We start from the raw sequence: 24002 nt of genomic DNA, 5'->3' as shown, positions 1-24002 counted from the left end.
TCCGCAGTGGACTTCGGACTCGTCCTGCAGACCGACCCGCCGGCCTCCAAGGTCGTCGACCTGATGCGCCGCGCCGAACGCAACGGCTTCCGCTACGGCTGGACCTTCGACTCCGCCGTGCTGTGGCAGGAACCGTTCGTGATCCACAGCCGGATCCTCGAACACACCGAGCGGCTGCACGTCGGCCCGATGGTCACCAACCCCGGCACCCGCAGCTGGGAGGTCACCGCCTCCACCTTCGCCACCCTCAACGACATGTACGGCAACCGCACCGTCTGCGGCATCGGCCGCGGTGACTCCGCGATGCGGGTGGCCGGCCGGCGACCCAACACGCTCGCCCGGCTCGGGGCGGCCATCGACGCCATCCGCGAGCTCGCCGAGGGCCGCGAGGCGGTCGTCGACGGCACCCCGATCCGCATCCCCTGGATCAAGGACGGCCGCCTGCCCGTGTGGATGGCCGCCTACGGGCCCAAGGCGCTCGCCCTGGCCGGACAGAAGGCGGACGGCTTCATCCTCCAACTCGCCGACCCCTACCTCACCGAATGGATGGTCAAGGCCGTCCGCCAGGCCGCCGAACAGGCCGGCCGCGACCCCGCCGCGATCACCGTCTGCGTCGCCGCGCCCGCCTACATCGGCGACGACCTCGACCACGCCCGCGAACAGTGCCGCTGGTTCGGCGGCATGGTCGGCAACCACGTCGCCGACCTGGTCGCCCGCTACGGCGAACACTCCGAGCTCGTCCCCGAGGAACTCACCGCCTACATCAAGGGCCGGCACGGCTACGACTACAGCCACCACGGCCGCGCCGGAAACCCCTCCACCGACTTCGTCCCCGACGCCATCGTCGACCGGTTCTGCCTGCTCGGGCCCGCCGAGGCACACATCGAGAAACTGCACGTCCTGCGGGAGGCGGGCGCCGACCAGTTCGCCATCTACGCGATGCACGACGCCCGCGAAGCCACCATCGACGCCTACGGCGAGCACGTCATCCCGGCGCTGACCCGTTGAACCGGCGCACCTTCCTCGCCCTCGCCGCGCTCTCCGGCGCCACCGGGACGGCCGGCCTCGCCGCCGGCTGCGGATCCGGCGCCGGGCACCACCTCCCGCCCCCGCCGCTCGACCTGTCCACCCCCCTGCGGATCCCGCCGCTGCTGCACCCCGACCCGGACGCCGACCGGGTCCGCCGCTTCGAGCTGATCATGTTCGCCGGGCAGTCCGAACTGCTGCCCGGCAAACCCACCACCGCCTGGGGCTTCAACGGCGCCTACCTCGGCCCCACCCTGCGGGCCAGCCGCGGCGACCGCGTCGCGATGTCCGTCCGCAACGCCCTCCCCGAAGCCAGCACCGTCCACTGGCACGGCATGCGCCTGCCCGCCAGGATGGACGGCGGCCCGCACCAGCTGATCGCCGCCGGCGCCCGCTGGACCCCCAGCTGGACCATCGACCAGCCCGCCGCCACCACCTGGTACCACCCCCATCCGCACGGAGCCACCGCCAAGCACGTCTACCGGGGCCTGGCCGGAATGTTCCTGATCGACGACGACCACGAGGTCCAACTGCCCAGCGGCTACGGCACCGACGACATCCCGCTGATCCTCCAGGACAAGAACCTCGACGACCACGGCCGGATCGACGGCGACCCGCTCAAAGGCCCCTTCGGCATCCTCGGCGACCGCATCCTGGTCAACGGCACCTACAACCCGCGTTTCGACGTCACCACCACCCGCCTGCGGCTGCGCCTGCTCAACGCCTCCAACGCCCGCATGTACCAACTGGCGTTCGCCGACCACCGCAGCTTCCACCTCGTCGCCACCGACGGCGGACTGCTGCCCGCACCCCTCGCCACCGACACGCTCGCCCTCACCCCCGGCGAACGCGCCGAGATCGTGGTCGAGTTCAGCCCCGGCGACAACGTCGTGCTGCGCAGCCTCGACACCGGCCTCGACATCGCCATGGGCGACCTCGACCTGATCCGCTTCGTCGCCGCCGAGCAGCTGCGCTCCGCACCCGACCTCCCCGCCACCCTCCCCGCGCCCGACCCGATCGTCCCGCCCGCCGGCGCGACGGTCCGTCACTTCACGCTCAGCGGACGCGACAGCATCAACGGCCGCCCGATGGACATGAAGCGGATCGACGAGGTCGTCCCCTCCGGAGCCGTCGAGATCTGGGAGGTCGAGAACAGCACCGGCACCTCCCACAACTTCCACATCCACGAAGTCGCCTTCCAGGTCCTGGACGACGAAGGCGCCCCCACCGGCGGCCACAAGGACACCGTCTTCACCCCCGCCCACACCACCGTCCGCCTGGCCGTCCGGTTCGGCCCGTTCAGCGACCCCGTCGAGCCGTACATGTACCACTGCCACATCCTGCGCCACGAGGACGCCGGCATGATGGGGCAGTTCGTGACCGTCGCCCCCGGGACGGAGAGCACGGTGCCGCGGAGCTACACGGGCGCCGAGCACGCGCACTGAGCACTGTCCGGGGCGGCTGCGAGGATGCCCGGATGGAACAGTCGATCAGTTATCTGCGCGGGGACGCCTCCGCGCCGCAGGGCAAGGGCGCGCGGATCATCGCGCACGTCTGCAACGACCTCGGCGGGTGGGGCAAGGGCTTCGTGCTCGCGCTGTCGCGCCGGTGGCCCGAACCCGAGGCCGCGTACCGGCGCTGGCACCGGGAGCGGTCCGGCAACGACTTCGGGCTCGGCGCGGTGCAGTTGGTGCAGGTCGAGTCGTACCTGTGGGTGGCGAACATGGTCGGCCAGCGCGGCATCAGGACCGGCCGCTCCACCGGCGTCCCCGTCCGCTACGAGGCCATCGACACCGCCCTCGCCACCCTCGGCGGCCACGCCCGCCGCCTCGGCGCCTCCGTCCACATGCCGCGGATCGGGTGCGGGCTGGCGGGCGGACGCTGGGAGCGCATCGAGCCGCTGGTGACCGCGCGCCTGACCGCGCGGGGTACGGCCGTGACGGTCTACGACTACTGATGGAGCTTCAAGTCGCTGCTTCCGGTGGGGTGTTGACCGGGTGTCGGCGGTCTGCCTAGATTGTCTTTGCTTGCAAACATAATCTGGGAGCGGGGGAGAGGCTCAGCCATGGAAGAGAACGTCAACCAGCGGGTCATCAGGGAATTCCGGGCGGGCGGCGGACGGGTCGAGGGCTTCCCCGCGATCCTGCTGCTCACCACTGCCGGCCGACGCACCGGCCGGCCCCGCACCACGCCGCTCGCCTACCACCGGGACGGCGGCCGCTACCTGGTGTTCGGCTCCAACGGGGGCGCCGCCGAACACCCCCAGTGGTACCGCAACCTGCTCGCCGCCGGCGGCGGCATCATCGAACTCCCCGACGGCGAAGGCGGATTGACCACCCTCTCGGTCCGCCCCGCCGAACTCGACCCCGCCGAACGCGACCACCAGTACGCCGAACAGGCCCGCCGCGTACCGTCGTTCGCCGCCTACGCGGAGCGCACCGACCGCACCATCCCGGTCCTCGCGCTGCACCCGCTCGATCTCACCGACAACCCCGCGACCGCCGCCGCCGTGGTCGGCCAACTCCGGCTCCACCACGAGGACCTGCGCCGCCAGCTCGCCGACCTGCGCACCCGGCTGGACGACGCCGGACCCGTCCCCGGACCCGACCTCGCCGCCCAACTGCGCCAGCACTGCCTGGAGTTCTGCTACGGCCTCGGCATGCACCACACCCGCGAGGACGGCGCCTTCACCGCCTTCGAGCGGCAGTACCCCCAGCTGATCCCCGCCCTCGCCCGGCTGCGCGCCGAACACCGCACCGTCGCCGAAGCGCTCACCCGCTTCGAGGAACGGCTGGCGGCCCCGGGCACCGATGCCGCCGAGCTGCGCACCGAACTCGACCGGCTCACCGACGGCCTGGAAGCCCACTTCGCCTACGAGGAGACCCACCTGCTGCCGCCGTCCGCCCCGCACCTGCCGCGCTGACCGACTCGTCCGGTACGGTGAGGCCCGGCGGCCAGGAACCGGACAGCGCAAGGAGGCTGGATGGCCCACGCATCCCGTCCCCGGCCGGAGCCGGACGACGGCCTCACCGCGCCGGACGCCGTCCGGGCCATGCTGCTGCTGATGCCCCGGGTCGCCGCCCGGGTCAAACGGATCGCCGTCCCCGAGGCGCTGGCGGGCTTCCAACTCGCCCCCCGGCACCTGTCGTTGCTCTCCTACCTGGTCTACGACGGCCCGATGCCGGTCGGGACGCTGGCCGCACGGCTCGAAGTCGCGCCCACCACGGCCAGCCTGATGGTCGGCGACCTCACCCGCCAGGGCGTCCTGGAACGCCGCTCCGACCCCGAGGACCGCCGCCGCACCATCGTCTCCCTCACCTCCGACCCCACCACCCGCACCGCCATCGAACACTGGCTCGCCAACGGCGCCGCCGCCTGGCATGCCGCGTTCGCCCCGCTCACCCCCGCCGAACGCGCCCTGTTCGTCCGCACCATGACGGCCTACGAACAGGGCGCGGCCGGCGAGTAGCGGCCGGGCGGGTGGCTAGTCCTTCACCCGGCCCTGGAGGGCCTTCGACAACTCGGCGATGCAGGCGGCGAGTTGGGTGTTGGTCAGCTGGCTCGGGTCGCCGCCGCAGTTGGCCGTGGGTTGGCCCGACGGTTGGCCGGTCGGCTGGCCGGTCGGCTGGCCTGGGGGCTGGGGTTGGGGTTGGCCGCCCGGGGCGGTGATCGGGCCGGTCAGGGAGACCAGGTTGGGGGTGACGGTGGCGTCGCCGGAGAGGTCGATGTAGTCCTGGGTCTGGCCGTTGAAGTCGACGAAGCCGCGCCACATGTCGCGGCCGAACGGGATGATCTCCTGGAGGGCGCCGCCCTGGCCCGCGCTGATGGTGATCGCGGTCTGCTGCGCCATGTAGGAGACCATCCGGCTGGCCAGCACGTCCAGGTTCACCGCGGGGGCGTCGTCGCTGCGGACGTACACGTGCAGGTCGTTGAGGCCGCCACCGGCCCGGTCCGCCTGCAGGACGGCGAAGGCCACCACCAGCTGGGAGGAGCTCTCCCGGGGGACGAGCGGCGTCACGTAGTACAGGTGGCCGTCCGCCTTCGAACGGAGCAGGAACTCACCGGGGTTGGTGGCGTTGGTGCCCGCCGAGGTGTGCGCGAAGCCGAAGCCCTGGTCGTCCTTCGCGCCGCGACCGCCCAGCCACTGCACCTCGTGGATCTGCGAGCGCACCACCGACGCCGGGTACACCGCCCCCGGCAGCTCGCCCGGTTCGACCTGCGCCCGGTACGTCACGTCCGGCTTCCCGTCGGACGATCCGCGCAGCACCAGCACCCCGGCCGGGGCCACCACCGTGCGCTGCTTCCAGGCGAGTTGCCGGGCCACCGAGATCACCACCACCGGCTGGGCGGTGCGCGGGTCGGGGCCGTCGCAGTAGCCCCAGATGTCCTGGTCGCTGTAGACCAGGCCGGGGAACTTCTCGGCGAGCAGGTTGCGCAGACTGACCGCACCCGTCCCGCCGAACGCCCGGTCGAACGCGTGGTCGCCGCGGAACGCGCAGCTGGCCACCGAGTTGGACTTGCCGTCCCAGACCGCGACGCCCTCCATCGGCTGCTCGCCCGAACCGTCCAGCACCGCCGTCCACGCGCCGCCGCCACTTGCCGCGCCGGGCAGGTAGTGCAGGCTGTGGTTCATCAGATGGACGCCCGAGGAGAGACCGGCGCTGTCCGTGAGCGCCTTGGTCGCCGCCGCGTACGAGGCGGTGCGCGCCTCGAAGTCGAAGTCCGGCATCGACGCGGTCTTCACGCAGGCCGGCACGTCCGCCGTGCCCACCAGGTCGCACCGGGTGCCGTCACCGGGCCGGGAGTGCTGCGTCACCGGCAGCACCGAACGGGGCGCGGCCGCGCCGCCCGCCGGTACGTCCAGCACCGTTGAAGCCGCGTAGAACCGGCCCGCGTCCTTGTCGTTGTCCCACACGCCGGTGCCGGCCCGCACCAGCGAACCGACCAGCGCCAGCAGCACCACCGAGACGGCGAGACGCGCCCGCCAACCGTCCAAGCCCACAGCGCCCACCACCGCCCACGCCGTGCCGCACAAGCCCACCGCGAGCCAGAACCAGAACAGCGGCGCGGCATCGACCGGCCCGCCGTGCGGGAAGAACTGCCGCTTCAGCAACAGCACATAGCTCTGGTCCTGCTGCCCGAACCCGCCGAACACCGCATGCTTGACCACCCACACCAGCGCGGCGAGCAGTGGCATCCACAGCCACCACACCGCCAACCCCGGTGCCAACGACTTCAACCGACGCCACATCACCGGCCCCCTCCCATTCGCTCCGGACCTTCCCCGCTCCGCCGACCCGCCAAGCCTGCCACGCGCCCCCGACAGCACCTGCGGCCGGCCATCGGCGGATGTTGTGGAGGCTTCCGGGGACGGGAGTCCGCGCTCATCCCCGCAGGGCCAGGACTCCCGCGGTCCCGATGCCGACCTTCCGGCCGAGGAAGCGGAGCGTTGCCGGGAGCCGAGGATGCGCCGACGACCGGGGCACGGACGCACAGCGCCAACAGGTCCGCCGACGGTCGGCGGGCGGACTGGGCAGCACCATGCCGCCACTCGAACGCGGAGCCGAACCGCCCGACCTCGGCCACCGCGCGCGGCCTCCGGTGTCCACCGGTGCGCCCGCTCGGCGGACGGCCTGTCGGCGGACCCGGGGGAGTCTGCCCAATCCCCTTGTGGCGACCGGAAAATCAAATCGTTGGCGGTGCCGCGGGGGTGGTTGCTACCGTACGGAGCACCGTGACAGGACGCGAGGAGGTGAACACCCATGAGAGCTGGACCAAGGTGGGTGCTCCCCCTTTTCCTCACGGTGTGCGGCTGATCGAGCCGCTGTCGGGAGCGCCCTGCTGTGCAGGTACTTCCGAAAGGCGACAGCCATGAACACTGTGATGATTTCCCGGGTCGACGAGGCCCAGTGGCAGGCGGTGGCGGACGAGCAGATCGTCGGCCGCGGTGATGTCTGCGAGCGGCCGGACGGGCGGCTCTTCGTCAGCATCGACGTGTGGCAGGACGAGGCGTTCAACCCGCTCGCCGAGGCGATGCTGGGCGAGCTGCCGAATGCCGTGCTGCACACGCTGGTCGGTGGCGAGGACGCCGAACTGGCGGCCCGTTGGGGGAAGGCCGGGTTCGCCGTTGAGCGGCGCGAGTGGGAGTTCCTCCTGCCCACCCGCACGGAGACCAGCGGCCAGGCTCCGGAGGGCGTGGCAATCCTGCCCGCCGGCACGGCCGATGAGCGGCTGCTGCGCGAGCTCGATCGGGAGATCCGGACGCAGGTCGAGGCCACCGTCGGCTGGCACACCATGCCCGCCGAGCTCAGGTCCGGCCCGGCAGGGGACACCCTGGTGGATCCGTCGCTGTACGCCGTCGCCGTGGTGGACGGCCAGTACGGCGGGTTGATCCGGGTGGTATCGCGGGGCAGGCGCGCCCGGATCGGGCTGCTCGCCGTGCGTGCCGAGTACCGGCGGCGGGGGATCGGACGGGTGCTGCTCGGGCATGCGCTCGACACGCTGCACGAGGCCGGAATCGACACCGCCTGGACGGAGATCGACCAGGCCAACACCCCTGCCACCACCCTGTTCGAACACTTCGGCGCCCGGCGCACGGGCCAGCTCGCCGAGCTGGTGCGACGCCCGCACTGACACCGCCACCAAGCACCACCACACTTCGCTTCACCGACTCGAGAAACGAGCTGTCTTGCCGCGTATCGCCAAAGGCCTGGAAATCGAGGGCACCGTACTGGAGTGCCTGCGCAACGCCACCTTCAAGGTGGAACTCCAGAACGGCCACCAGGTGCTCGCCCACATCAGCGGAAAGATCCGCAAGAACTACATCAAGATCCTCCCGTTCGACCGCGTCCTGGTCGAGCTCAGCCCGTACGACCTGACCAGGGGACGGATCCTGTTCCGCTACCGCAACTGACCAGCCGCCAAGGCGCCCGGGGCGGCGGCCGGCACCCCGGTGTGTGCGAAGGCGCACATCGGGGCGGCGGCCGTTGCCCCCGGCCGGGGCAGGGTGACAGAGTGCCGGACATGGAAGAGTCGCAGGTCAGGACGGGGACGCGGGGCGCGCGCCCGGAGACGGTGTTCGACTGGGTGGACGCGGCGGCCGCCGAACGGGAGGCCGCCGGGCTGACCAGGCGGCTGCGCAGCCGGGCCGCCGAGGACGAGGTGCTCGACCTCGCGTCCAACGACTACCTGGGACTGACCAGGCACCCGGCGGTCACCGGCGCGGCCGCCGAGGCCGCACTGCGCTGGGGCGGCGGCTCCACCGGCTCCCGCCTGGTCACCGGCACCACCGCCGCGCACACCGAACTGGAGCGGGAACTCGCCGAGTTCTGCGGCTACGAGGCGGCCCTGGTGTTCTCCTCCGGTTACACCGCCAACCTGGCCGTGCTCACCGCACTCGCCGGCCCGGACACCCTGATCGTCTCCGACGCCCACAACCACGCCTCGCTGATCGACGGTTGCCGCCTCGCCCGGGGCCAGGTCGCCCGGACCGCCCACTGCGACCCGCAGTCCGTCCGCGAGGCGCTCGCCGCCCGTACGCAGCCGCGCGCCCTGGTGGTCACCGACTCGGTGTTCTCGGTGGACGGCAACGCCGCGCCGCTCGCCCAGCACCTGGCCGCCGCCCGCGAGTTCGGCGCCGCACTGGTCCTCGACGACGCGCACGGCCTCGGCGTGCTCGGCCCCGGCGGCGCCGGAGCGGGCGCCGCCTTCGGCATCGCCGGCCAGCCCGACGTGCTCTCCACCGCCACGCTCTCCAAGTCGCTCGCCTCCCAGGGCGGCGTGGTGCTCGGCCCCGAACGGGTGATCCGCCACCTGATCTCCGCCGCCCGCACCTTCATCTTCGACACCGGCCTCAACCCGGCCGCCGTCGGCGCCGCGCTCGGCGCGCTGCGCCTGCTGCGCGCCGAACCCGGCCGGGCGGCCGACGCGCTCCGGGTGGCCCGCGAACTCTCCACCCGCCTCGCCGGGTTCGGCCTCGACACCACCGCACCCGACGGCGCGGTGGTGTCGGTCCGGGCCGACGACCCGGAGCACGCGGTGCGCTGGGCCGCCGCGTGCCGCGACGAAGGACTCGCGGTCGGCTGCTTCCGCCCCCCGTCCGTCCCCGACGGCGTGCCCCGGCTGCGCCTGACCGCCCGCGCCGACCTGACAGCCGACCAGATCGCCTTCGCGGTCGGCGTGGTGGTCAAGACGCGGTAGGCCCGGGCCCCGACAATCAGACTGACGGTGCGTCAGGTAAGCGACGACGCGTCTTGACCGCCTCCGGCCGGCGCTCCGGCTTCCAGCGGCGGCAGGGAAGACTTCCCAACTGTTGGGAGCTGCCGATGGTCACGCCCAGGAGGCCGGCCCGGCGCGCCGCCCTCGGCGGGCTTCCCGCCGCCCGCACTCCGTGCCGGTGGAGCGGTGGTGCGTCAGGCCGGGATGGTGTAACTGTCGCCGTACACCTGCCAGGTCAGCGGGGGCTGGAGGTCGAGGTTGCCGGCGCGCAGGAAGACCCGCTGCTCGGTGTCGATCCTGGAGGTGTCGCGGTTCGGGTTGCCGGACAGCATGTACGCCTTGCGGGCGTCCAGGAAGGCGTCCAGGTAGGCGGTCTCGTCGCCGCCCTTGGCCGGAGTCCTCGCCTTGCCCAGTGCGGTGGTGCGGATGGCGGCGAAGCCCTGCGGGCCGTGCACCACCAGCGCGTCGTAGTAGGCGAACTGGCCGAGCGCGTGCAGCCCGTCCGTCCTGGCCTGTCCCACCGCCGGGGTGAAGTACTGCCGGTCGCGTTCCTCGTTCTGGGCCTGCTGGAGCAGCGGGTCCGACGCGGCGCGCTGCCAGTCGCCGACGAAGGTCGGGTCGAGGCCCTGGTGCGAGGGGCTGCCGTCGAGCAGCGCCAGCGCCGGCAGGTACTTGGCCAGCACGTTGTCGGGCTTCAGGGTGGTGTAGCGCCGGATCACGTCCGCCAGGTCGCCGGTGCCGGAGCAGAAGCCGATGATCCCGGCGGTGTAGCCGTTGCCGTCGCCGATGTCCTCGATGTACGGGTACTGGGAGCGCCAGTCGAGGGTGGAGTTCTCGGCGCTGGAGACCAATTCCTGCGCGTACTCCTTCCACTTCGGGTCGGTGAGGTCCGGCCGCGTGGCGGGCGCGGTGGTCGTGGCAGTGGTCGCGGCGGCGGTCGGCGAGGGCTTGGGCGCGGCCTGGGTGGTGGCGGTGGCAGTGCCGGTCGCTGTCGGCGCGGCCGAGGAAGAGTCGGGTGCGGGCGGGAGATAGGTCGCGGACGGGGCGGCCGAACTCGCCGCCGCAGATGGGGAGTTCGATATGGACCCGGCGGTGGGCGGCGGCGCCGAGGCCGCGCCGTGACGCCGGGAGGCGGCGGCCTCGCCCTCCGGGCCGACCACGGCGAGGCCCGTGGTCACCACCGCGGCCACCCCCACGGCCAGCGCCACCTGGACGGGCCGGGGCGCTCTACCGGATCTGGTGCGGGTTGCTCCGCTCTGCATGGGTGCGGCTCCGTTTCCTGTCGGCTACCGCCCCGCCCGGGGGAGCGGGGCGACGGTCGGCCGGACCAACAGCCGCCACACGTCCGAAGGGTTCCCCCACCGGCACCGGGCGTCCGGATCCCGACCGGGCCCTGACGCTACCTCAGAAACGGAACCACGTCTTCCCGAACCGGACCTCCGTCCATGTCCTGAGCGTCCCGGCAGCCCCCGGCCGACACCGAACCGTCCGCGCGGCGGCGGCAGGGACTATCCGTCGGTGTCCCAGTTGCACCCGGAGGAGAGCATCTTCTTGAGGATCGTGTCACCGTTCCCGGTGAGTACCGGGCGCCAGGTCTCCAGGTCCCAGGTCGGACCGCCGAGATGCCCCCCGCTGGTGTTCGGGTAGGAGAACTCCGCGTGGCACATCAGCTGTTGATACGTCGAGTTCTGCGCGGCCGGCGTGGCACCCGGGAACATCTGCGTGTTGGACCACACCTGCCGCCAGTCGTCCTTCACGTCACTGGCGGCGTCGTCGTGCCCCAGGACGGTCTTGAACGCGGCGGACGTCGGAGTGACGTGGACGGAGGTGAAGCGGCTGTCGTTCCAGTTGATGTAGACCTCGGTCTTCTGCACCCACTTGGTGTTGGTGATGCCGCCGTAGCCGATGCACGCGGACTGGCAGGACTCGAAGGCGTCGGCCTGGCCGGCGCTCCACAACAGGTACTTGCCGGACTGGAAGTCCTGGCGCACCCCGTTGTTGTCCTCGACGTTTCCGCCGACGTGCCCGGCGCCGTACTCGTCGCTCGTGGGGTAGCCGTACGTCCCGCGCTCGTACCCGTACTGCCCCCACCACCAGCCGATGTTGCCGTGCACCGCGTGCGCCCCGGTGCTGGGCGACCAGTAGACGGTGGCGCCCTGGAACTCCTGGCGGACGCCGACCCCGTCGGGGTTCCGCAACTCGTCGGTGAGCGGGTACCCCAGGTAGCCGCTCTCCCACCCGTGCTGCGCCCACTCCTCGCCGATCAGACCCCACACGGCGTGTGCCCCGGTGCGCGGGCTCCAGTAGATCGAGCCCTTGTCGAACACCTGCCGCCGGCCGACCCCGTCGGGCAGGCCGAGTTCGTCACTTCTGGGACACCCGAGGGCCTCCCGCACGCCGGGCGTCTGGGTGTACTCGGTCCAGATGGCGCCATCGACCGAGTAGGTGCCGCAGATGACTTCCGCGGCCGCGGGGGTTGCCTGGAGGTTCACGAGCAGGGAGGCGCCGGCCGCAAAAGCGGCGAGAGCGGCGAGGAACCGCGGAGCTGCTGGTCCGTTCATGGCCAGCAGTATCCAGGGAAGTAGATGGTGCACGCAGCATCAGAACGAGCCAAAGTACGCGGTCACTTGAGAGCCCGTCGGGACGGCGCGCCGCGATGCCCTGACGGATCGCCACGTACCCTCGGCCGCCTGGACACCGAACTGAGCCGCCGCGCTGAACTCGACAACCCGAGCACACCCTGACAGCACCTCAGGGGTCGCCCTCCGGAGCGGCAGGGATCACCCTTGCGTGGCCCTTGTGGGGTTGGCGAGGGCATGTCGCTGGGGCCTGCGGCGGATCTAGCGTACGGCGCCAACTCTCAGGAGCGGTACCGCATTTCGAAGGCGTGGGCCGCCGTCTCGTTCGGCACCGCTCTGCCCGACCCGGGCAACGGCAGCCCCAGCCCGTCCCCGTCCGGCTCGCCCACCGGCAACCCGAACTCCGGAAACGCCCTCACCAACGGCGACTTCGAGCAGGGTGCCACCGGCTGGACGCAGAGCGCCAACGACATCACCAACTCCAACCAGCGGACCCCGCAGGGCGGTTCGTGGTACGCGTGGATGATGGGCTACGGCTCCGCCGCCGGCGAGACCCTCGCCCAGAACAGCATCGCGGTGCCCGCCACCGGCAGCCCCAAGCTCACCTTCTGGCTCAAGGTCACCACCCAGGAGACCGGCACCACGCCCTACGACACCCTGAAGGTCACCGTCAACGGCGCCACCCTGGCCACCTACTCCAACGCCAACGCCGGCGCCGGATACGTACAGAAGACCGTCGACCTCGGCGCCTGTCGCGGCCAGAGCGTCAATCTGCAGTTCGCCGGCCAGGAGGACGCCCACCTGGCGACCACCTTCCTGCTCGACGACGTCAGCATCGGCTGACCGGCCAACCCGCGGTCCGTCCCGGCGGACACCAACCGGGCAGTCTTAAAGGGGGCTTAACGCCAAGTCGCGACAGTGTCGTGTTCATGTGACACCCTCGCGCGACCCGGGCGAAGGCGGCACACTGACCGCCATGACCGGCTTTCGCCCCGGCCCGGCCGGAACAGCCACCACCATGGCAGGTCCGGCCGAGCCCGCACTCGTCGACCGTGCGCACCTGCTCGCCGACATCCGTGCCACCCTCGACGCCACCGGCGGCGTCCTGCTCCACGGCCCGGCCGGCATCGGCAAGACCGCACTGCTCGACGCACTCGCCCAACAGGCCGACGCGGCAGGGGAGTCGGTCCTGCGCAGCAGCCCCACCGCCGCCGAGGCCGACCTGCCGCACCTCGCCCTGATCGACCTGCTCGGCGAGACCCTCCCCGCGCTCGCCGAGGAACTCCCCGGCCACCTGCGCCAGGCCCTCGAATGCGCGCTGCTCCACCGCGCCCCCCAACCCGGCGCCGCCACCGACCCGTTGGCCGTCCGGGTCGCCGTCCTGGAGACCCTGCGCCGACTCGCCGGGCGCCGCCCCGTGCTCGTCCTGCTCGACGACACCCAGTGGCTCGACGAAGCCAGCCGCCAGGTCATCGCCTTCGCCGCCCGCCGCCTCGCCGACCGCCGGGTCCGCTTCGCCGTCACCGAACGCACCGAACACGCCGACGCCGCCCCCACCATGGGCGCCCTCTGCCCGCCCACCGCCCGTGACCTCCCCGTCGGCCCGCTCGGCGAACGCGGCACCGGCGCCCTGCTGCGCGAACGGCTCGGCCTGCGCCTCAGCGGCCTCACACTCGGCCGCGTTCACGCCGTCAGCGGCGGAAACCCGTACTACGCCCTGGAGTTGGGACGCTCACTGGCCGCCGGCGGCAGCGACGCCGCGCTCGCCACCGACCCCGCCCGCCCGCTCGACGTCCCGCACCGGCTGCGCGCCCTGGTCTCCGCCCGCCTCACCGAACTCCCCGCCAACGCCCGCGCCGCCCTCACCGTGCTCGCCGCCGCCCGCACCGGCACCGGCCTGCCCGCCACCGTCACCGAACCCCTCGCCGCCGCTCTGCGCCACGGCATCCTCCGCCAAACCCCGACCGGCACACCGCAGTTCAGCCACCCGCTGATCGCCGAAGTGGTCCTCGCCGACGCCAACCCCGCCGCCCTGCGCGACGCGCACCGCCTGCTTGCCGCACTCACCGCCGACGCCGTCGAACAGGTCCGCCACCAGGCCCTCGCCGCCGAACACCCCGAACCGCACCTCGCCTCCCGCCTCACCCGCGCCGCCGACACCGCCCTCACCCGCGGCGCCCCCGGCACCGCCGCCGAACTCCTGCGCCACGCCGCCCACCACACCCCCGACCCCGACACCGCCGGACGCCGCCTGCTCGCCGCCGCCCGCAACGCGGCCGCCGCCGGCCTGCCCGACCTCGCCCGCGCCTGCGCCGAAGCCCTGCTCGGCGCCCCCGCCGCCGACCTGCGCGTCCACGCCCGGCTGCTGCTCACCCGCCTGCTCGGCCCCGACCACCCCGGCGCCGAAGCCCTGCTCACCGCCGCCGCCGACGACACCCGAGGCCACCCCGCCCTCACCGCCGCCGTCCACCAGGAACGCGCCGTCCGCGCCCTGCACCGCGGCGACCGGGCGGAAGGACTCGCCGAACTCGAAATCGCCGAGAAGCACGCCGACCAGGCCGACCACCCCGACCTGCTCGTCGAACTCCTCGCCCTGCGCGCCCCCATCACCCTGCTCACCGACCCCGCCCACGGCCTCGCCCTGCTCGAACGCGGCTGCCGCCTCGCCGCCAGCCGACCCCCCACCGCCGCCGCCGTCCGCTGCCGCGAAGGCCTCGCCGTCGCCGCCCTGCGCAGCGGCGACACCACCCGCGCTCTCGCCGAGGTCGAAACCCTGCGCACCGAAACGGAGGCCGCCGGCCGCACCGAGGACCTCGCCACCGTCCTCCACATCGCCGCCTCCGTCCTGGAACGCGCCGGCCGCTGCACCGAGGCCTACGCCGCCGGCCGCGCCGCCCACGACCTGCGCGAACGCATCGAACCCACCCCCGGCCCTGCCCGCGTCCTCGGTGGTGCCGCCGAACTCAACGGCGGCACCGCCGACCGCGCCGCCCGCCTCCTCGACTCCGCCATCCGCGCCGCCGAGGACGACCAGGACCACGAATGGCTCGCCTACGCCCACGGACTGCGCGGCCGCGCCTCACTGCTGCTCGGCCACCTCCCGTCCGCCGTCCAGCACCTCACCCGCTGCCAACTCCTGCTCCGCCGGATGCAGTTCACCGACCCCAGTCTGTTCCTGGTGGACGCCGACCTCGCCGAGGCACTCGCCCTCTCCGGCCGCCCCGCCGACGCCGCCGCCACCCTCGCCGACGCCCGCGACCGCGCCACCCGCCTCGGCCGCGAAGTCGTCCTGCTCGGCCTGCACCGCGCCGAAGCCCACCTCACTGCCCTCACCGACCCCCGCCGCGCCGCCGACACCCTGCGCGCCCTCCTCCCCGCCGCCCACCCCTACCCCCTCGAACTCGCCCGCGCCCAGCTGGCCCTGGGCACCCTCGAACGCCGCGCCCGCCGCCGCGCCGCCGCCCGTACCGCCCTCCAGGACGCCCACGCCCGCTACGCGGCAGCCGGCTGCCTGCCCTGGCTCCGGTACGTCGAGACGGCCCTGGCGTCCTTGGACGCACTGGAGGCCGACCCGACGCCGACACAGCAGCAGATCCTCGCGCTGATCCGGACCGGGGCGACGAACCGGGAGATCGCGGCGACGCTGCACCTGTCGGTGAAGGCCGTCGAGGCGAACCTGACCCGCCTGTTCCGGCAGTACGGGGTGCGGGGGCGGGCGGAGTTGGCGAAGTTTCAGGAGTAGACGGGGTGTTGGTCAGTCGACGACGATCCCGCCGAGACGGACGACCGTCGCGAGGGTCTCGTCGTCGAACCCGCAGTCCCGGGAGAACCGGGTGCCGCGCAGGCGCTCGGTGAGCGGGGCCCGGGCCAGCACCTCGCCGGTGCGGAAGTCGAGCAGCCACAGCTCGCCCATGGTGGTCACGATGGCGAGCCGCTCGCCGGCCGGGTCGGCCCAGATCCCGTTGACCGGCCAGCCGATGGTGCGCTCCCACACCGGATCGCCCGCCTCCGCCGTCATCGACCATGCCGTGATTCGCCCGAGTTGGGCGAGTACGGCCAGCCCGATTCCGGCCCGGAACACGAATCCTTCGAGGCCGGTGTCCCCGTCGATGCGCAGCGGCAGGCCCTCGGGTCGGACGAGTGCCTGCTGGGCAATGGCGTCGATCGCCATGACCGGACGCCCGCCGGGAACGATCAACGCGCTGTCGCCGGACCCCACCTGACTGAAGCGGTCGCCGCCGTGGTCCAGCACCGCGACGGTCCGCCAGCCGTCCGCCGCGTCACTGTCGGGCACGAGGTAGGACATCCGGTCGCCGTTGACGGCGATCACGCTCGCCCGGAAGTTTCCGCCGAGAAGCACCCAGTGCCGGGCACCGTCGGCAGGAGGAGTCCAGCGTTCGATCTCCTGGCCGGTCCGCGGATCGCGGAAGGAACCCTCCGTCGGCTCAAGCAGCAGCCGTCGGCCACGCCAGCGGACGGGCAGCAGCATCGACCCGTCGAGCACGGTGCTGCTGGTGGGCCGGCCCGCCCGGGTGTCGACCAGCCGACCGGCCTCGAAGTCGGAGGTCCACCAGACCGACTCGGTCCACTCGTGGAGGATCAGGGCATCATCGAGACCGAACCGCAGGGGAGGCCCGACCGGGAGGCCACCGGGCCAGTGCAAGGCCCGGTCGCGCCTCCAAGCCACGACCCCCGCCCGAGGTGAGCAGGCACTGCCAGCCCTCGGCGCTCCGGAGGATCGACCGAGACAGCTGCGCGCCCGTGAGATCGGCCCCGGAGAGGTCGGCACCCCTCAGCTCCGCCGCCGTGAGGTCCGCACCGCGCAGATCCGCGCGCGACAGCGAAAGCTTCCGGTAGGTCATCCAGATCCCGAAACCGGACAGGTCGAGCCCGGCCAGTGGAGCGTTCTCCAGATGGCCGTCGGCCTCGGCGAGCAGGCGCAGGCAGTTCAGCAGCGGCCTGCCCGAACTGCTCACCTGCGCCAGTTCCAGCAGCCGGGCGCGATGGTCCGGGTGTTCGCGGACCATGGTGGCCAGGAACTCGAACACCGCGTCGTCCGGCCCCAGCTCGCCGAAGGTTCCGGCCAGCGCTTCCGCCGGCTCGGGCGCGAACGCGGTCAGACCGGGCAGGCTCCCGTCCGCGCCGCGCGCCGCGAAGTGCGCGGACCAGGACCGGGAGCCGTCGCCCGCCGCCGCGCCGGGGACCCGCACGGCGTCCAGGAAGTCGCCCGTGAGCAGGCCGAGTTCACCCGCGAGCTTCAGCGCGACCAGGAACTCCAGCAGCGACTTGTGCGAGGGCCCGTAGTCGCCCTCCGCGTTGCGCACCAGCATGCCCTGGTTGCGCATGTCCTGCTCCCAGAAGTCCAGGTCCGCGTCACGCTGCACCACCGGGCCGAAGAACGAACGCAACCTCCCGGGAAAATCACGGTAGTTGAGGGTCAGCCGATCGGTGGAGAGCATCTCCCAGGCGACCTCGCAGAGGAAGTACAGCTTGTCGGCGCGCGAGGTGAAGGTCCGCTCGGCGTGGATGTCGCGGTCCATCTTCCGCCGCACCGCGTACAGGTAGATCCGGGCGAGGTCGATCTCCGCGCCCTGCTCGATCTCCGGCAGCGCGTCGATCACCAGCTCGGACATCAGCGGGCGCCGCATCAGCTCCCGAACGGTGGGATGCCGCATGACCTCGCGGACCTTGTCCTGCTTCAGCCGGTGCCGGAGCATCCGCTCGATCTGCTCGTCCTCGAACTCGACGAGCTGGACGATCTCGAAGATCGGGCCGTCCGCCGTCGCGCCGTGCCCGGCCGCGGTGATCTTCGCGCCGAACAGGTCGCGGGCCTCCCGGTCGTCCCGGAAATGCTCCTTGCGGCTGCTCAGCAGCACCTTCGCGCCCTGGTCCACCGCCGAGGCCAGCGACCAGAAGTTCGCCACCACGGTGTTGCGGTCGGCGCGCGCCGCCATCTCGTCGAAGCCGTCGAAGATCAGCAGCAGCCGGCCCATCCGGTTGAGCACCCGGACCACCTCGGCGCTGCGCAGATTCACCTTGTGCTTGTCGAAGAAGAACTCCGCCAACAGTCCCTGCACGGTGGTCTGCTTGACGTAGTCGCGCAGCGGTATCAGCAGCGGCAGCCGGGGCCGGGGCACACCGCGCCGCTTGGCGTCCCGCCAGGCCAGCACCATGGTGTGCGCCAGATGCAGCGCGAACCAGGACTTGCCCATGCCGAACTCGCCCAGCACGGACAGGTGTTGCTTGGCCGGCTCGTCCAACCAGCGGGCCACGTAGTCGTCCAGGCCGCCGTCCTGCCAGTGGTACCGACTGGTGGCGATCGGCTGCCCGGTGGCCGGGTCGATCTCGCTCTTCTCGCAGGACTGCGGCACGTAGCGGGTGTCGATGCCGCGCCGCCGCACCTCCTCCTCCACCCAGGCCAGGTACGGCTCGAAGTCGGCCTCCTCGTCGATCAGTTCGTCGAACGAGTAGCAGAACAGCCGGTCCTCGCTCGCGGCCGCCCTGGCCCGGGCCGCCGCGCTCACCCGCAGCCGCGCGATGCCCCAGCCCTCCGCCGCATCGGCCGAATCGGCAAGCCCGGCCAGCGTGTTGAGATGGTGCGGCCCCAACTCGCCCGCCACGCACAGCATCACCGTCCGGTCGAAGCGTCCCCGGCGCCGCGGAATATCCACCAGCAGCGCGATCGCGTCCTCCCCGACCGGCCACTGCGGCTGCCGGATCTCGTACCCGACCGCCCGGAACCACTCCTCGGCGTCCCGCGCCAGCCGCTGCGCCGGCGTGAGTTCGGCCCGCCCGGGCTCGATCCGCAGCCGCCGGCCCTCCTCCTCCTCCCGCGTCCGGCTCACCTGGCTGACCAGCGCCTTGACGGTCTCCTCCAAGCGCGCCTCGTGCGGCGCCCGCGTCCGGTCCACCACCTGCTCGAACGCGGCGGCGAACCCGTCCACATGCTCCTCGAACCCGTGCGCCAGGTGCCCGAACTCCCCGGTCTCCCGATTCCGCTCGACCGCCTCGGCGACCTCGCGGCGCACCCGCGTCAAGTCCCGGAGCGCGAACGACCGGCGGAACGACCCGATCACGTACTCGTCGCGGAACACCGCCAGCACCGACTCCGCGCGACCCGCGCAGTACTCGATCAGCGTGACGGCGTAAATACCGTCGAAGTCCTGCGGCGGCTTCCGCGGATCCAACCTGACGGCCTTCAACGCCCGCAGCACCCGCTCCTGCCGCATCGCCGCATCCGTCAGCGGCTTCGCCACCAGCTTCCCGAGCACACCCGCCGCCGTCGCGACCACCGACATCCCACAGCCCCTTCGCTCCACCCGTCCCCGCCCGCACCCTACCGGCCCAACGGACCGTCAGTGAGCAGCGCAGTCAGTCGGAGACAAGCCCACCGAGCCGCACGATCGCATCGAGGGTCACGTCGTCTGCCGGGTGCGGCCGAATCCACCCCGTCTGCGCTTCCCGGGCGACCACCCAGGGGTGAACCTTCGGGACGCCCCTCCCTCGCCGCCGCAAGGGTCGCCGACGTCCCGTCAGGGCCGGACGGCCGCACGCTCCCTTTGCGGGCCTCCGGAACCCGTGGCTGTCTGGATTTCGGCAGGGCCACCACCGCGCCCCGCCACCGCCCCAACCTCTCGGAGGAGATTCTCATGCGTGCTCTCAAGCGTGTCCTGGCCGTCACCGCCCTCGCCGCCCCCCTCGTGATCGGCTGCGCCGGACTCGCCTCCGCCCACGAGGGCCACGAGGGCCACGAAGGCCCGGAGGCCCACTTCTCGCAGAACCAGTTCGTCGCCAACGAGGAGGGCGCCGGCGAGGCCCACGTGTTCTCCGAGGTCGATGGCGACGGCGTCGAGCACGGCGTCAGCTGCGTCTTCGCCGGTGACGAGGGCGTCGAGGGCTCCCACACCGAGTCCGGTGCCGACTTCTAAGGGCTGACCTCGACATTTCACCTTCAGGTGCCCGGCGGGAACCCCACCCGCCGGGCACCGTCGTGTGTCCCGGCCGGGCGTACTGCGGGCCCCGGGGCGCGACCACCGCGCCGCCGCGAGGAAGACCGACCGCCCGCCCGACCTGCACCACTTCTGCGTCGCCCGGCGGCCACCCAGGGGTGAACCTTCGATCTGCCCCGCCTGGGCGGGCACCAGGGCCCATCACGCCCCGTGAGGACCACACGGCGGCATGGCCCCTTTTGCGGGCCTCCGGAACCCGTGGCTGTCTGGATCTCGGCAGGGCCACCACCGCGCCCCGCCATCGACCAACTTCTCGAAGGAGATCTTCATGCGTGCTCTCAAGCGTGTCCTGGCCGTCACCGCCTTCGCCGCCCCGCTCGCCCTCGGCTGTGCCGGATTCGCGTCCGCCCAGGACAGCGTGGCCGCACACTTCAGCGAGGATCAGTTCGCCGCGAACCAGAACGGTGCCGGCGAGACCGAGGAAAGCTCCGTCGTGTCCCCCTACGGCGTCTACCACACCGACTTCGGGGTCTGGGCCGACGACACCGGTGTCTCCGGTGGCTTCAGCGACGCCGACGCCATCTGGCAGGACAGCTAGAACTGCGCGGTGGCGCCCGGTGGTTGGGGTTCCCGCCGGGTGCCGCCGAGTCTCGGTGCGTGGCGACCGGCCTGCGAGCCGCGCAGGTCGGTCGATCGCTGCCGGGACTCCTTCGGGGACGCAGTGAGCTGACGGTGCGTCAAAAGCATGCCTGGAGTCGTGGCACGATGGGCCGCATGAGCGACTCACCCCGACCCCTGCTGGTGGACAGTACGCCCTTCCCCGACGGCATCGACGATCGCCTGCGTGCCCAACTGACCTTCCTGGTGGAGATCGACCGGCTCAAGACGATCCTGCGGCAGTCGCCCCTGGTGGCGGCCGAGCGCCGCGAGAACGACGCCGAGCACTCCTGGCACCTGGCGATGATGGTCACCCTCCTTGCCGAGCACGCGGACGAGCCGATCCATGTCGGGCGCACCGTTCAACTCGTCCTGCTGCACGACCTGGTGGAGATCCACGCGGGGGACACGCCGCTGTACGACGCGGCGGCGGGCGTCGATCAGGCGGAGCGGGAGTCGGCGGCCGCGGACGAGTTGTTCGGGCTGCTGCCGAAGGACCAGGCCCGGTGGATGCGGGAGTTGTGGGACGAGTTCGAGGAGCGCCGCACACCGGAGGCGCGGTTCGCGAAGGCGATGGACCGGTTGCAGCCGCTGCTGCTCAACTGGATGGCGCACGGCGGCACTTGGCGCACCCCTGGGGTGACGGCGGACGACGTCCGGGCCCGCAAGGCGGTGATCGGTGACGCGTCGGCGGCGCTGTGGGAGGCCGGGCGGCGGCTGATCGACGAGGGCGAGCGGCGCGGCTGGTCACGGAGCGGCAGCGGCAGCAGCACCGAGCAGGGCTGACGGCACGACCACGAGGGGGCCGCGCGGGCCGGCGCCGCCGTTGACGGTGACCGTCGGGAGCCGGTGCAAGAGGCCAGGAGTCCTGGTGGCCGCAGTACCCGCACCAGGACGGACCAGGCGCGTTCCAGCGGATTTCCTTGACGAAGAGAATTCCCGGGCCGTGAATTCCGCCCGAGTGGAGCGGAGGCAGCGCCCGGGCCCCCTCGGCAGGGAGCACCAGGTCGGATGTGCTTGGCTTGACGTCACGGCCGCGCAACGGATCGCGCGAGCGGGAGAGTTCGGAGAGAGGTGGATGGTCGTGCCGATCATCGCGGTGAGCGTGCTCAGTCACACGGGAGTGGTGCGTCAGCACAACGAGGACAGTGTGGCGGTCGGGCCGTGGACGCTCTGTGCGACGGCCACCGACAGCCCGCAGACCTTCTACTTCCCGCTCGGCGACACCGCTCTGACGGTGGCGGTCGCCGACGGGCTGGGCGGCCACCCGGGCGGCGACCTGGCCTCCTCGCTGATCGCCGGCCACCTCGCCTCGACCGGCGCGGAGTTGACCGATGAACAGGCCGTCCGGGACGCGCTTCAGGCCGGCCACGCGACCCTGCACGACGCGGCCGACGCCGACCCCGCCCTGACCGGCATGAGCACCACGGTGGCAGGGCTGGCGCTGACCACCGAATCCGTGCTCGTGTTCAACGTCGGCGACAGTCGCGTCTACGAACTCACCGACACCGAACCGAAGTTGCTCAGCACCGACGACAGCCCGCCGCTCGCCGAGGGGCAGCGCACCACCCACCTGGTCACCAGCGTCCTCGGCGGCGCCACCCCCCGCGACGCCCTCCACCCGCACGTCACCCGCCTGCCCGTCCGCCGCGGCGCCCGCTACCTGCTGTGCACCGACGGCCTGAGCGACCCCGTCCCGCCGGAGCAGTGGACGACCCTGATTGCCGACGGCGACGCGGGCGAGGACGACCAGCACGCCGTCGTCGAGCTCTGGCGCGCCGCAATCCGCGCCGGCGGCCCGGACAACATCACCCTCGCCCTGGTCCGGATCGACGACTGACACCCGGCCCCCGACTGCCCGGGGGCCGCAGCCACGAAATGGTGAACGGCCCGCCGGTTCGGCACGGGGAGTCGCTTTCGGTGGAGAAGCGGGCGGGAAGTCGACGGCCCCCACCCCTTCGGCAGCGCCGTCCGGCTGCCCGCCCCGTTCGACCTGGAGCTCGGCACCGGCCGGTTCTGACCGAACCGCCTTCCCCGGCCCGGGCGCCGGGGCGGTCAGACGCGGTCGAGCGGGCGGTGCGGGCCGTCCGGCAGGGTGACGGTGATGGTGTCGCCGGGGTGGATCGGGCCGCCGGTGCGGACGATGCCCATGATGCCCGCCTTGCGGACCAGGTCGCCGTTGTCGTTGCGGAAGACCACCTGCTTGAGCAGGCCGTGCTGGAAGTTGTCGATCTGCGCGCAGGGGTTGCGCAGGCCGGTGACTTCGACCACCGCTTCGGGGCCGAGGTGCAGCAGGGCGCCGACCGGGAGGCCGAGCAGGTCGAGGCCGCGGGTGGTGACGTTTTCGCCCAAGTCGCCCGGGGCGACGGTGAATCCGGCCTCGGCCACCTCGTCGAAGAGCTCGGCGTGGATCAGGTGGACCTGGCGGAGGTTCGGCACCGTCGGGTCCCGGGCGACCCGGGAGCGGTGCTTGACGGTGACGCCGGAGTGCACGTCGCCCTCGACGCCGAGGCCTTCGAGCAGGCGGATGTCGGGCCGGTTGGGCTTGCTGAAGGAGTATTCGCCCTTGCTGCTGACTGCCACCACGTTGCCGGACACCCGGACCGCCTTTCGTTGAACGAACGTTCCTTCCGTCAGCCTATGCGGCGGTCAGTCCGGTGGGAGCAGGCGGCTGCCCGGTGGGAGGGAGCCGGCCCGGTCGGCGTCGACCAGGTAGGCGAGCAGGGCGCCGCGGAAGGCGCTCGCGGCGCGGGTCAGCGGGAGGTCGCGGCCGTGCGCGAGGGCGATGGTGCGGCCCAGGCCGGGCGGGGCGAAGGGCGTGGAGCCCAGGCCGGAGCTGGCGGCGACCATGCCGGGGACGACGGCGGGCCCGAGGCCGGCCCGGACGGCGGCCAGGACGGCGTCCATCTCGCCGCCCTCGACGGCGTACGTCGGCTCGAAGCCGGCCGTGCGGCAGGCGGCGAGGGTGGTCTCGCGGACGTCGTAGCCCTCCCGGAACATCACCAGGCCCTGGCCGCGCAGGTCGGTGATCCGGGCCCGGCGGCGGGGGAGCGGCTCGGCGGAGACCAGCACCAGGTCCTCGTGCAGCAGCGGCGTGACGGACAGGCCGGCGGGCGCGGCGGACGGCGCGGCGATGATCAGGGCGAGGTCGAGTTCACCGGCCTCCAGATCGCGGACCAGGTCGCGCGAGCCGCCCTCGGTCAGCCGCAGGTCCACGCCGGGGTGCAGCGCCCGGTAGGCGCGCAGCACCTCGGGCACCAGGCTGGCGCAGAGCGAGGGCGGCGCCCCGAACCGGACCCGGCCCCGGCGCAGCTGCACCGTCTCGGCGACGGCCCGCCGGGCGCTCTCCGCGTCGGCCAGGATGCGCCGGGCGAGTGGCAGCAGCGCCTGCCCGGCGTCGGTCAGCGAGCTGCCCGAGCGCGATCGGTGGAACAGCTCCGCGCCCAACTCCTGTTCCAGGGAGCGGATTTGTTGCGAGAGTGACGGCTGTGAGACGTGCGTCAGTTCGGCGGCCCGGGTGAAGTGCCGGGCGTCGGCGACGGCGACGAAGTAGGTGAGCTGCTGCAACTGCACA

Annotated in this window: 21 protein-coding genes; 14 read left to right on the top strand and 7 right to left on the bottom strand. The window is 72.6% G+C overall.

The features are described 5' to 3' along the window. Positions 1 to 6: 6 nt before the first annotated feature. The 5 genes from ACFV18_RS03580 to ACFV18_RS03560 all read left to right on the top strand — a co-directional run bounded on the left by ACFV18_RS03580 (position 7) and on the right by ACFV18_RS03560 (position 4495). Complete coding sequence (locus tag ACFV18_RS03580) at positions 7 to 1008, top strand: TIGR03842 family LLM class F420-dependent oxidoreductase (RefSeq protein ID WP_380478780.1); 1002 nt, start codon at positions 7 to 9, stop codon at positions 1006 to 1008. Beyond that, a complete protein-coding gene (locus tag ACFV18_RS03575; protein ID WP_380478778.1) occupies positions 1005 to 2471 on the top strand; it encodes a multicopper oxidase domain-containing protein in 1467 nt (488 codons plus the stop codon). The genes ACFV18_RS03580 and ACFV18_RS03575 overlap by 4 nt, the downstream gene beginning before the upstream one ends. Before the next feature lie 32 nt (positions 2472 to 2503). After that, positions 2504 to 2983: a macro domain-containing protein gene (locus ACFV18_RS03570; protein WP_380478776.1), complete on the top strand. Its 480-nt coding sequence runs from the start codon at positions 2504 to 2506 to the stop codon at positions 2981 to 2983. Positions 2984 to 3091: 108 nt separating this feature from the next. Beyond that, complete coding sequence (locus ACFV18_RS03565; protein ID WP_380478774.1) at positions 3092 to 3949, top strand: nitroreductase/quinone reductase family protein; 858 nt, start codon at positions 3092 to 3094, stop codon at positions 3947 to 3949. A 60-nt stretch (positions 3950 to 4009) separates the two neighbouring features. After that, entirely contained in the window at positions 4010 to 4495 is a 486-nt protein-coding gene (locus tag ACFV18_RS03560) for a MarR family winged helix-turn-helix transcriptional regulator (RefSeq protein WP_380478772.1), read from the top strand. Positions 4496 to 4510: 15 nt separating this feature from the next. Here the strand turns inward: ACFV18_RS03560 and ACFV18_RS03555 are convergent, their stop codons facing one another. After that, a complete protein-coding gene (locus tag ACFV18_RS03555; protein ID WP_380478771.1) occupies positions 4511 to 6277 on the bottom strand; it encodes a hypothetical protein in 1767 nt (588 codons plus the stop codon). Between the two features lie 620 nt (positions 6278 to 6897). Here ACFV18_RS03555 and ACFV18_RS03550 point away from each other — a divergent pair. From ACFV18_RS03550 to ACFV18_RS03540, 3 genes are all read left to right on the top strand, one after another. Then, a complete protein-coding gene (locus ACFV18_RS03550) occupies positions 6898 to 7659 on the top strand; it encodes a GNAT family N-acetyltransferase (RefSeq protein WP_380478769.1) in 762 nt (253 codons plus the stop codon). Positions 7660 to 7714: 55 nt separating this feature from the next. After that, on the top strand, positions 7715 to 7939 hold the full coding sequence (gene infA, locus ACFV18_RS03545) for a translation initiation factor IF-1 (protein ID WP_380478767.1): 225 nt from the start codon (positions 7715 to 7717) through the stop codon (positions 7937 to 7939). 110 nt (positions 7940 to 8049) lie between these two features. Beyond that, entirely contained in the window at positions 8050 to 9225 is a 1176-nt protein-coding gene (locus tag ACFV18_RS03540) for an 8-amino-7-oxononanoate synthase (RefSeq protein WP_380478765.1), read from the top strand. A gap of 212 nt (positions 9226 to 9437) precedes the next feature. On the opposite strand, the gene ACFV18_RS03535 is transcribed toward ACFV18_RS03540, so the two are convergent. After that, complete coding sequence (locus ACFV18_RS03535; RefSeq protein ID WP_380478763.1) at positions 9438 to 10439, bottom strand: chitosanase; 1002 nt, start codon at positions 10437 to 10439, stop codon at positions 9438 to 9440. A 312-nt stretch (positions 10440 to 10751) separates the two neighbouring features. Beyond that, a complete protein-coding gene (locus tag ACFV18_RS03530) occupies positions 10752 to 11804 on the bottom strand; it encodes a DUF2599 domain-containing protein (protein WP_380478761.1) in 1053 nt (350 codons plus the stop codon). Positions 11805 to 12059: 255 nt separating this feature from the next. Here ACFV18_RS03530 and ACFV18_RS03525 point away from each other — a divergent pair, with 255 nt between their 5' ends. Both ACFV18_RS03525 and ACFV18_RS03520 read left to right on the top strand, forming a co-directional pair. Further along, complete coding sequence (locus tag ACFV18_RS03525) at positions 12060 to 12665, top strand: hypothetical protein (protein WP_380478759.1); 606 nt, start codon at positions 12060 to 12062, stop codon at positions 12663 to 12665. A 133-nt stretch (positions 12666 to 12798) separates the two neighbouring features. After that, positions 12799 to 15564 carry an AAA family ATPase gene (locus tag ACFV18_RS03520; protein ID WP_380478757.1) on the top strand — a complete coding sequence of 922 codons (2766 nt, stop codon included), beginning with the start codon at positions 12799 to 12801 and terminating at the stop codon, positions 15562 to 15564. Positions 15565 to 15576: 12 nt separating this feature from the next. Here the strand turns inward: ACFV18_RS03520 and ACFV18_RS03515 are convergent, their stop codons facing one another. Together ACFV18_RS03515 and ACFV18_RS03510 are read right to left on the bottom strand one after the other, a co-directional pair. After that, positions 15577 to 16485 (bottom strand): hypothetical protein, encoded by a 909-nt coding sequence (locus tag ACFV18_RS03515; RefSeq protein WP_380478755.1) that lies wholly within the window; start codon positions 16483 to 16485, stop codon positions 15577 to 15579. After that, positions 16430 to 19120 (bottom strand): NACHT domain-containing protein, encoded by a 2691-nt coding sequence (locus tag ACFV18_RS03510; RefSeq protein ID WP_380478753.1) that lies wholly within the window; start codon positions 19118 to 19120, stop codon positions 16430 to 16432. Before ACFV18_RS03510 ends, ACFV18_RS03515 begins: the two co-directional genes overlap by 56 nt. A gap of 351 nt (positions 19121 to 19471) precedes the next feature. On the opposite strand from ACFV18_RS03510, the gene ACFV18_RS03505 reads away from it, so the two are divergent. The 4 genes from ACFV18_RS03505 to ACFV18_RS03490 all read left to right on the top strand — a co-directional run bounded on the left by ACFV18_RS03505 (position 19472) and on the right by ACFV18_RS03490 (position 22268). After that, positions 19472 to 19750 carry a hypothetical protein gene (locus ACFV18_RS03505; protein WP_380478751.1) on the top strand — a complete coding sequence of 93 codons (279 nt, stop codon included), beginning with the start codon at positions 19472 to 19474 and terminating at the stop codon, positions 19748 to 19750. Positions 19751 to 20099: 349 nt separating this feature from the next. Beyond that, positions 20100 to 20369: a hypothetical protein gene (locus ACFV18_RS03500; protein WP_380478749.1), complete on the top strand. Its 270-nt coding sequence runs from the start codon at positions 20100 to 20102 to the stop codon at positions 20367 to 20369. Between the two features lie 176 nt (positions 20370 to 20545). After that, positions 20546 to 21214, top strand: coding sequence for an HD family hydrolase (locus ACFV18_RS03495; protein WP_380478747.1), 669 nt, complete (start codon positions 20546 to 20548; stop codon positions 21212 to 21214). A 292-nt stretch (positions 21215 to 21506) separates the two neighbouring features. After that, positions 21507 to 22268: a PP2C family protein-serine/threonine phosphatase gene (locus ACFV18_RS03490; RefSeq protein ID WP_380478745.1), complete on the top strand. Its 762-nt coding sequence runs from the start codon at positions 21507 to 21509 to the stop codon at positions 22266 to 22268. A gap of 215 nt (positions 22269 to 22483) precedes the next feature. Here the strand turns inward: ACFV18_RS03490 and ACFV18_RS03485 are convergent, their stop codons facing one another. Further along, positions 22484 to 23026: an MOSC domain-containing protein gene (locus tag ACFV18_RS03485; protein ID WP_380478743.1), complete on the bottom strand. Its 543-nt coding sequence runs from the start codon at positions 23024 to 23026 to the stop codon at positions 22484 to 22486. A 51-nt stretch (positions 23027 to 23077) separates the two neighbouring features. Next, entirely contained in the window at positions 23078 to 24001 is a 924-nt protein-coding gene (locus ACFV18_RS03480) for a LysR family transcriptional regulator (RefSeq protein WP_380478741.1), read from the bottom strand. Between the last annotated feature and the right edge of the window lies 1 nt (position 24002).

This window comes from Kitasatospora sp. NPDC059673 (assembly GCF_042734215.1).
In the GTDB taxonomy this organism is placed as follows: Bacteria; Actinomycetota; Actinomycetes; order Streptomycetales; family Streptomycetaceae; genus Kitasatospora.
The sequence above is the reverse complement of the archived record's forward strand: the minus strand, read 5'-3'. Positions and strand labels throughout refer to the sequence as shown.

Bases quoted from the DNA above. Each gene is read 5' to 3' on its own strand.
- ACFV18_RS03570 (WP_380478776.1), top strand. From the start codon at position 2,504: ATGGAACAGTCGATCAGTTATCTGCGCGGGGACGCCTCCGCGCCGCAG.
- ACFV18_RS03565 (WP_380478774.1), top strand. From the start codon at position 3,092: ATGGAAGAGAACGTCAACCAGCGGGTCATCAGGGAATTCCGGGCGGGC.
- ACFV18_RS03560 (WP_380478772.1), top strand. From the start codon at position 4,010: ATGGCCCACGCATCCCGTCCCCGGCCGGAGCCGGACGACGGCCTCACC.
- ACFV18_RS03555 (WP_380478771.1), bottom strand. From the start codon at position 6,277: ATGTGGCGTCGGTTGAAGTCGTTGGCACCGGGGTTGGCGGTGTGGTGG.
- ACFV18_RS03550 (WP_380478769.1), top strand. From the start codon at position 6,898: ATGAACACTGTGATGATTTCCCGGGTCGACGAGGCCCAGTGGCAGGCG.
- ACFV18_RS03540 (WP_380478765.1), top strand. From the start codon at position 8,050: ATGGAAGAGTCGCAGGTCAGGACGGGGACGCGGGGCGCGCGCCCGGAG.
- ACFV18_RS03530 (WP_380478761.1), bottom strand. From the start codon at position 11,804: ATGAACGGACCAGCAGCTCCGCGGTTCCTCGCCGCTCTCGCCGCTTTT.
- ACFV18_RS03525 (WP_380478759.1), top strand. From the start codon at position 12,060: ATGTCGCTGGGGCCTGCGGCGGATCTAGCGTACGGCGCCAACTCTCAG.
- ACFV18_RS03520 (WP_380478757.1), top strand. From the start codon at position 12,799: ATGACCGGCTTTCGCCCCGGCCCGGCCGGAACAGCCACCACCATGGCA.
- ACFV18_RS03510 (WP_380478753.1), bottom strand. From the start codon at position 19,120: ATGTCGGTGGTCGCGACGGCGGCGGGTGTGCTCGGGAAGCTGGTGGCG.
- ACFV18_RS03505 (WP_380478751.1), top strand. From the start codon at position 19,472: ATGCGTGCTCTCAAGCGTGTCCTGGCCGTCACCGCCCTCGCCGCCCCC.
- ACFV18_RS03500 (WP_380478749.1), top strand. From the start codon at position 20,100: ATGCGTGCTCTCAAGCGTGTCCTGGCCGTCACCGCCTTCGCCGCCCCG.
- ACFV18_RS03495 (WP_380478747.1), top strand. From the start codon at position 20,546: ATGAGCGACTCACCCCGACCCCTGCTGGTGGACAGTACGCCCTTCCCC.
- ACFV18_RS03490 (WP_380478745.1), top strand. From the start codon at position 21,507: ATGGTCGTGCCGATCATCGCGGTGAGCGTGCTCAGTCACACGGGAGTG.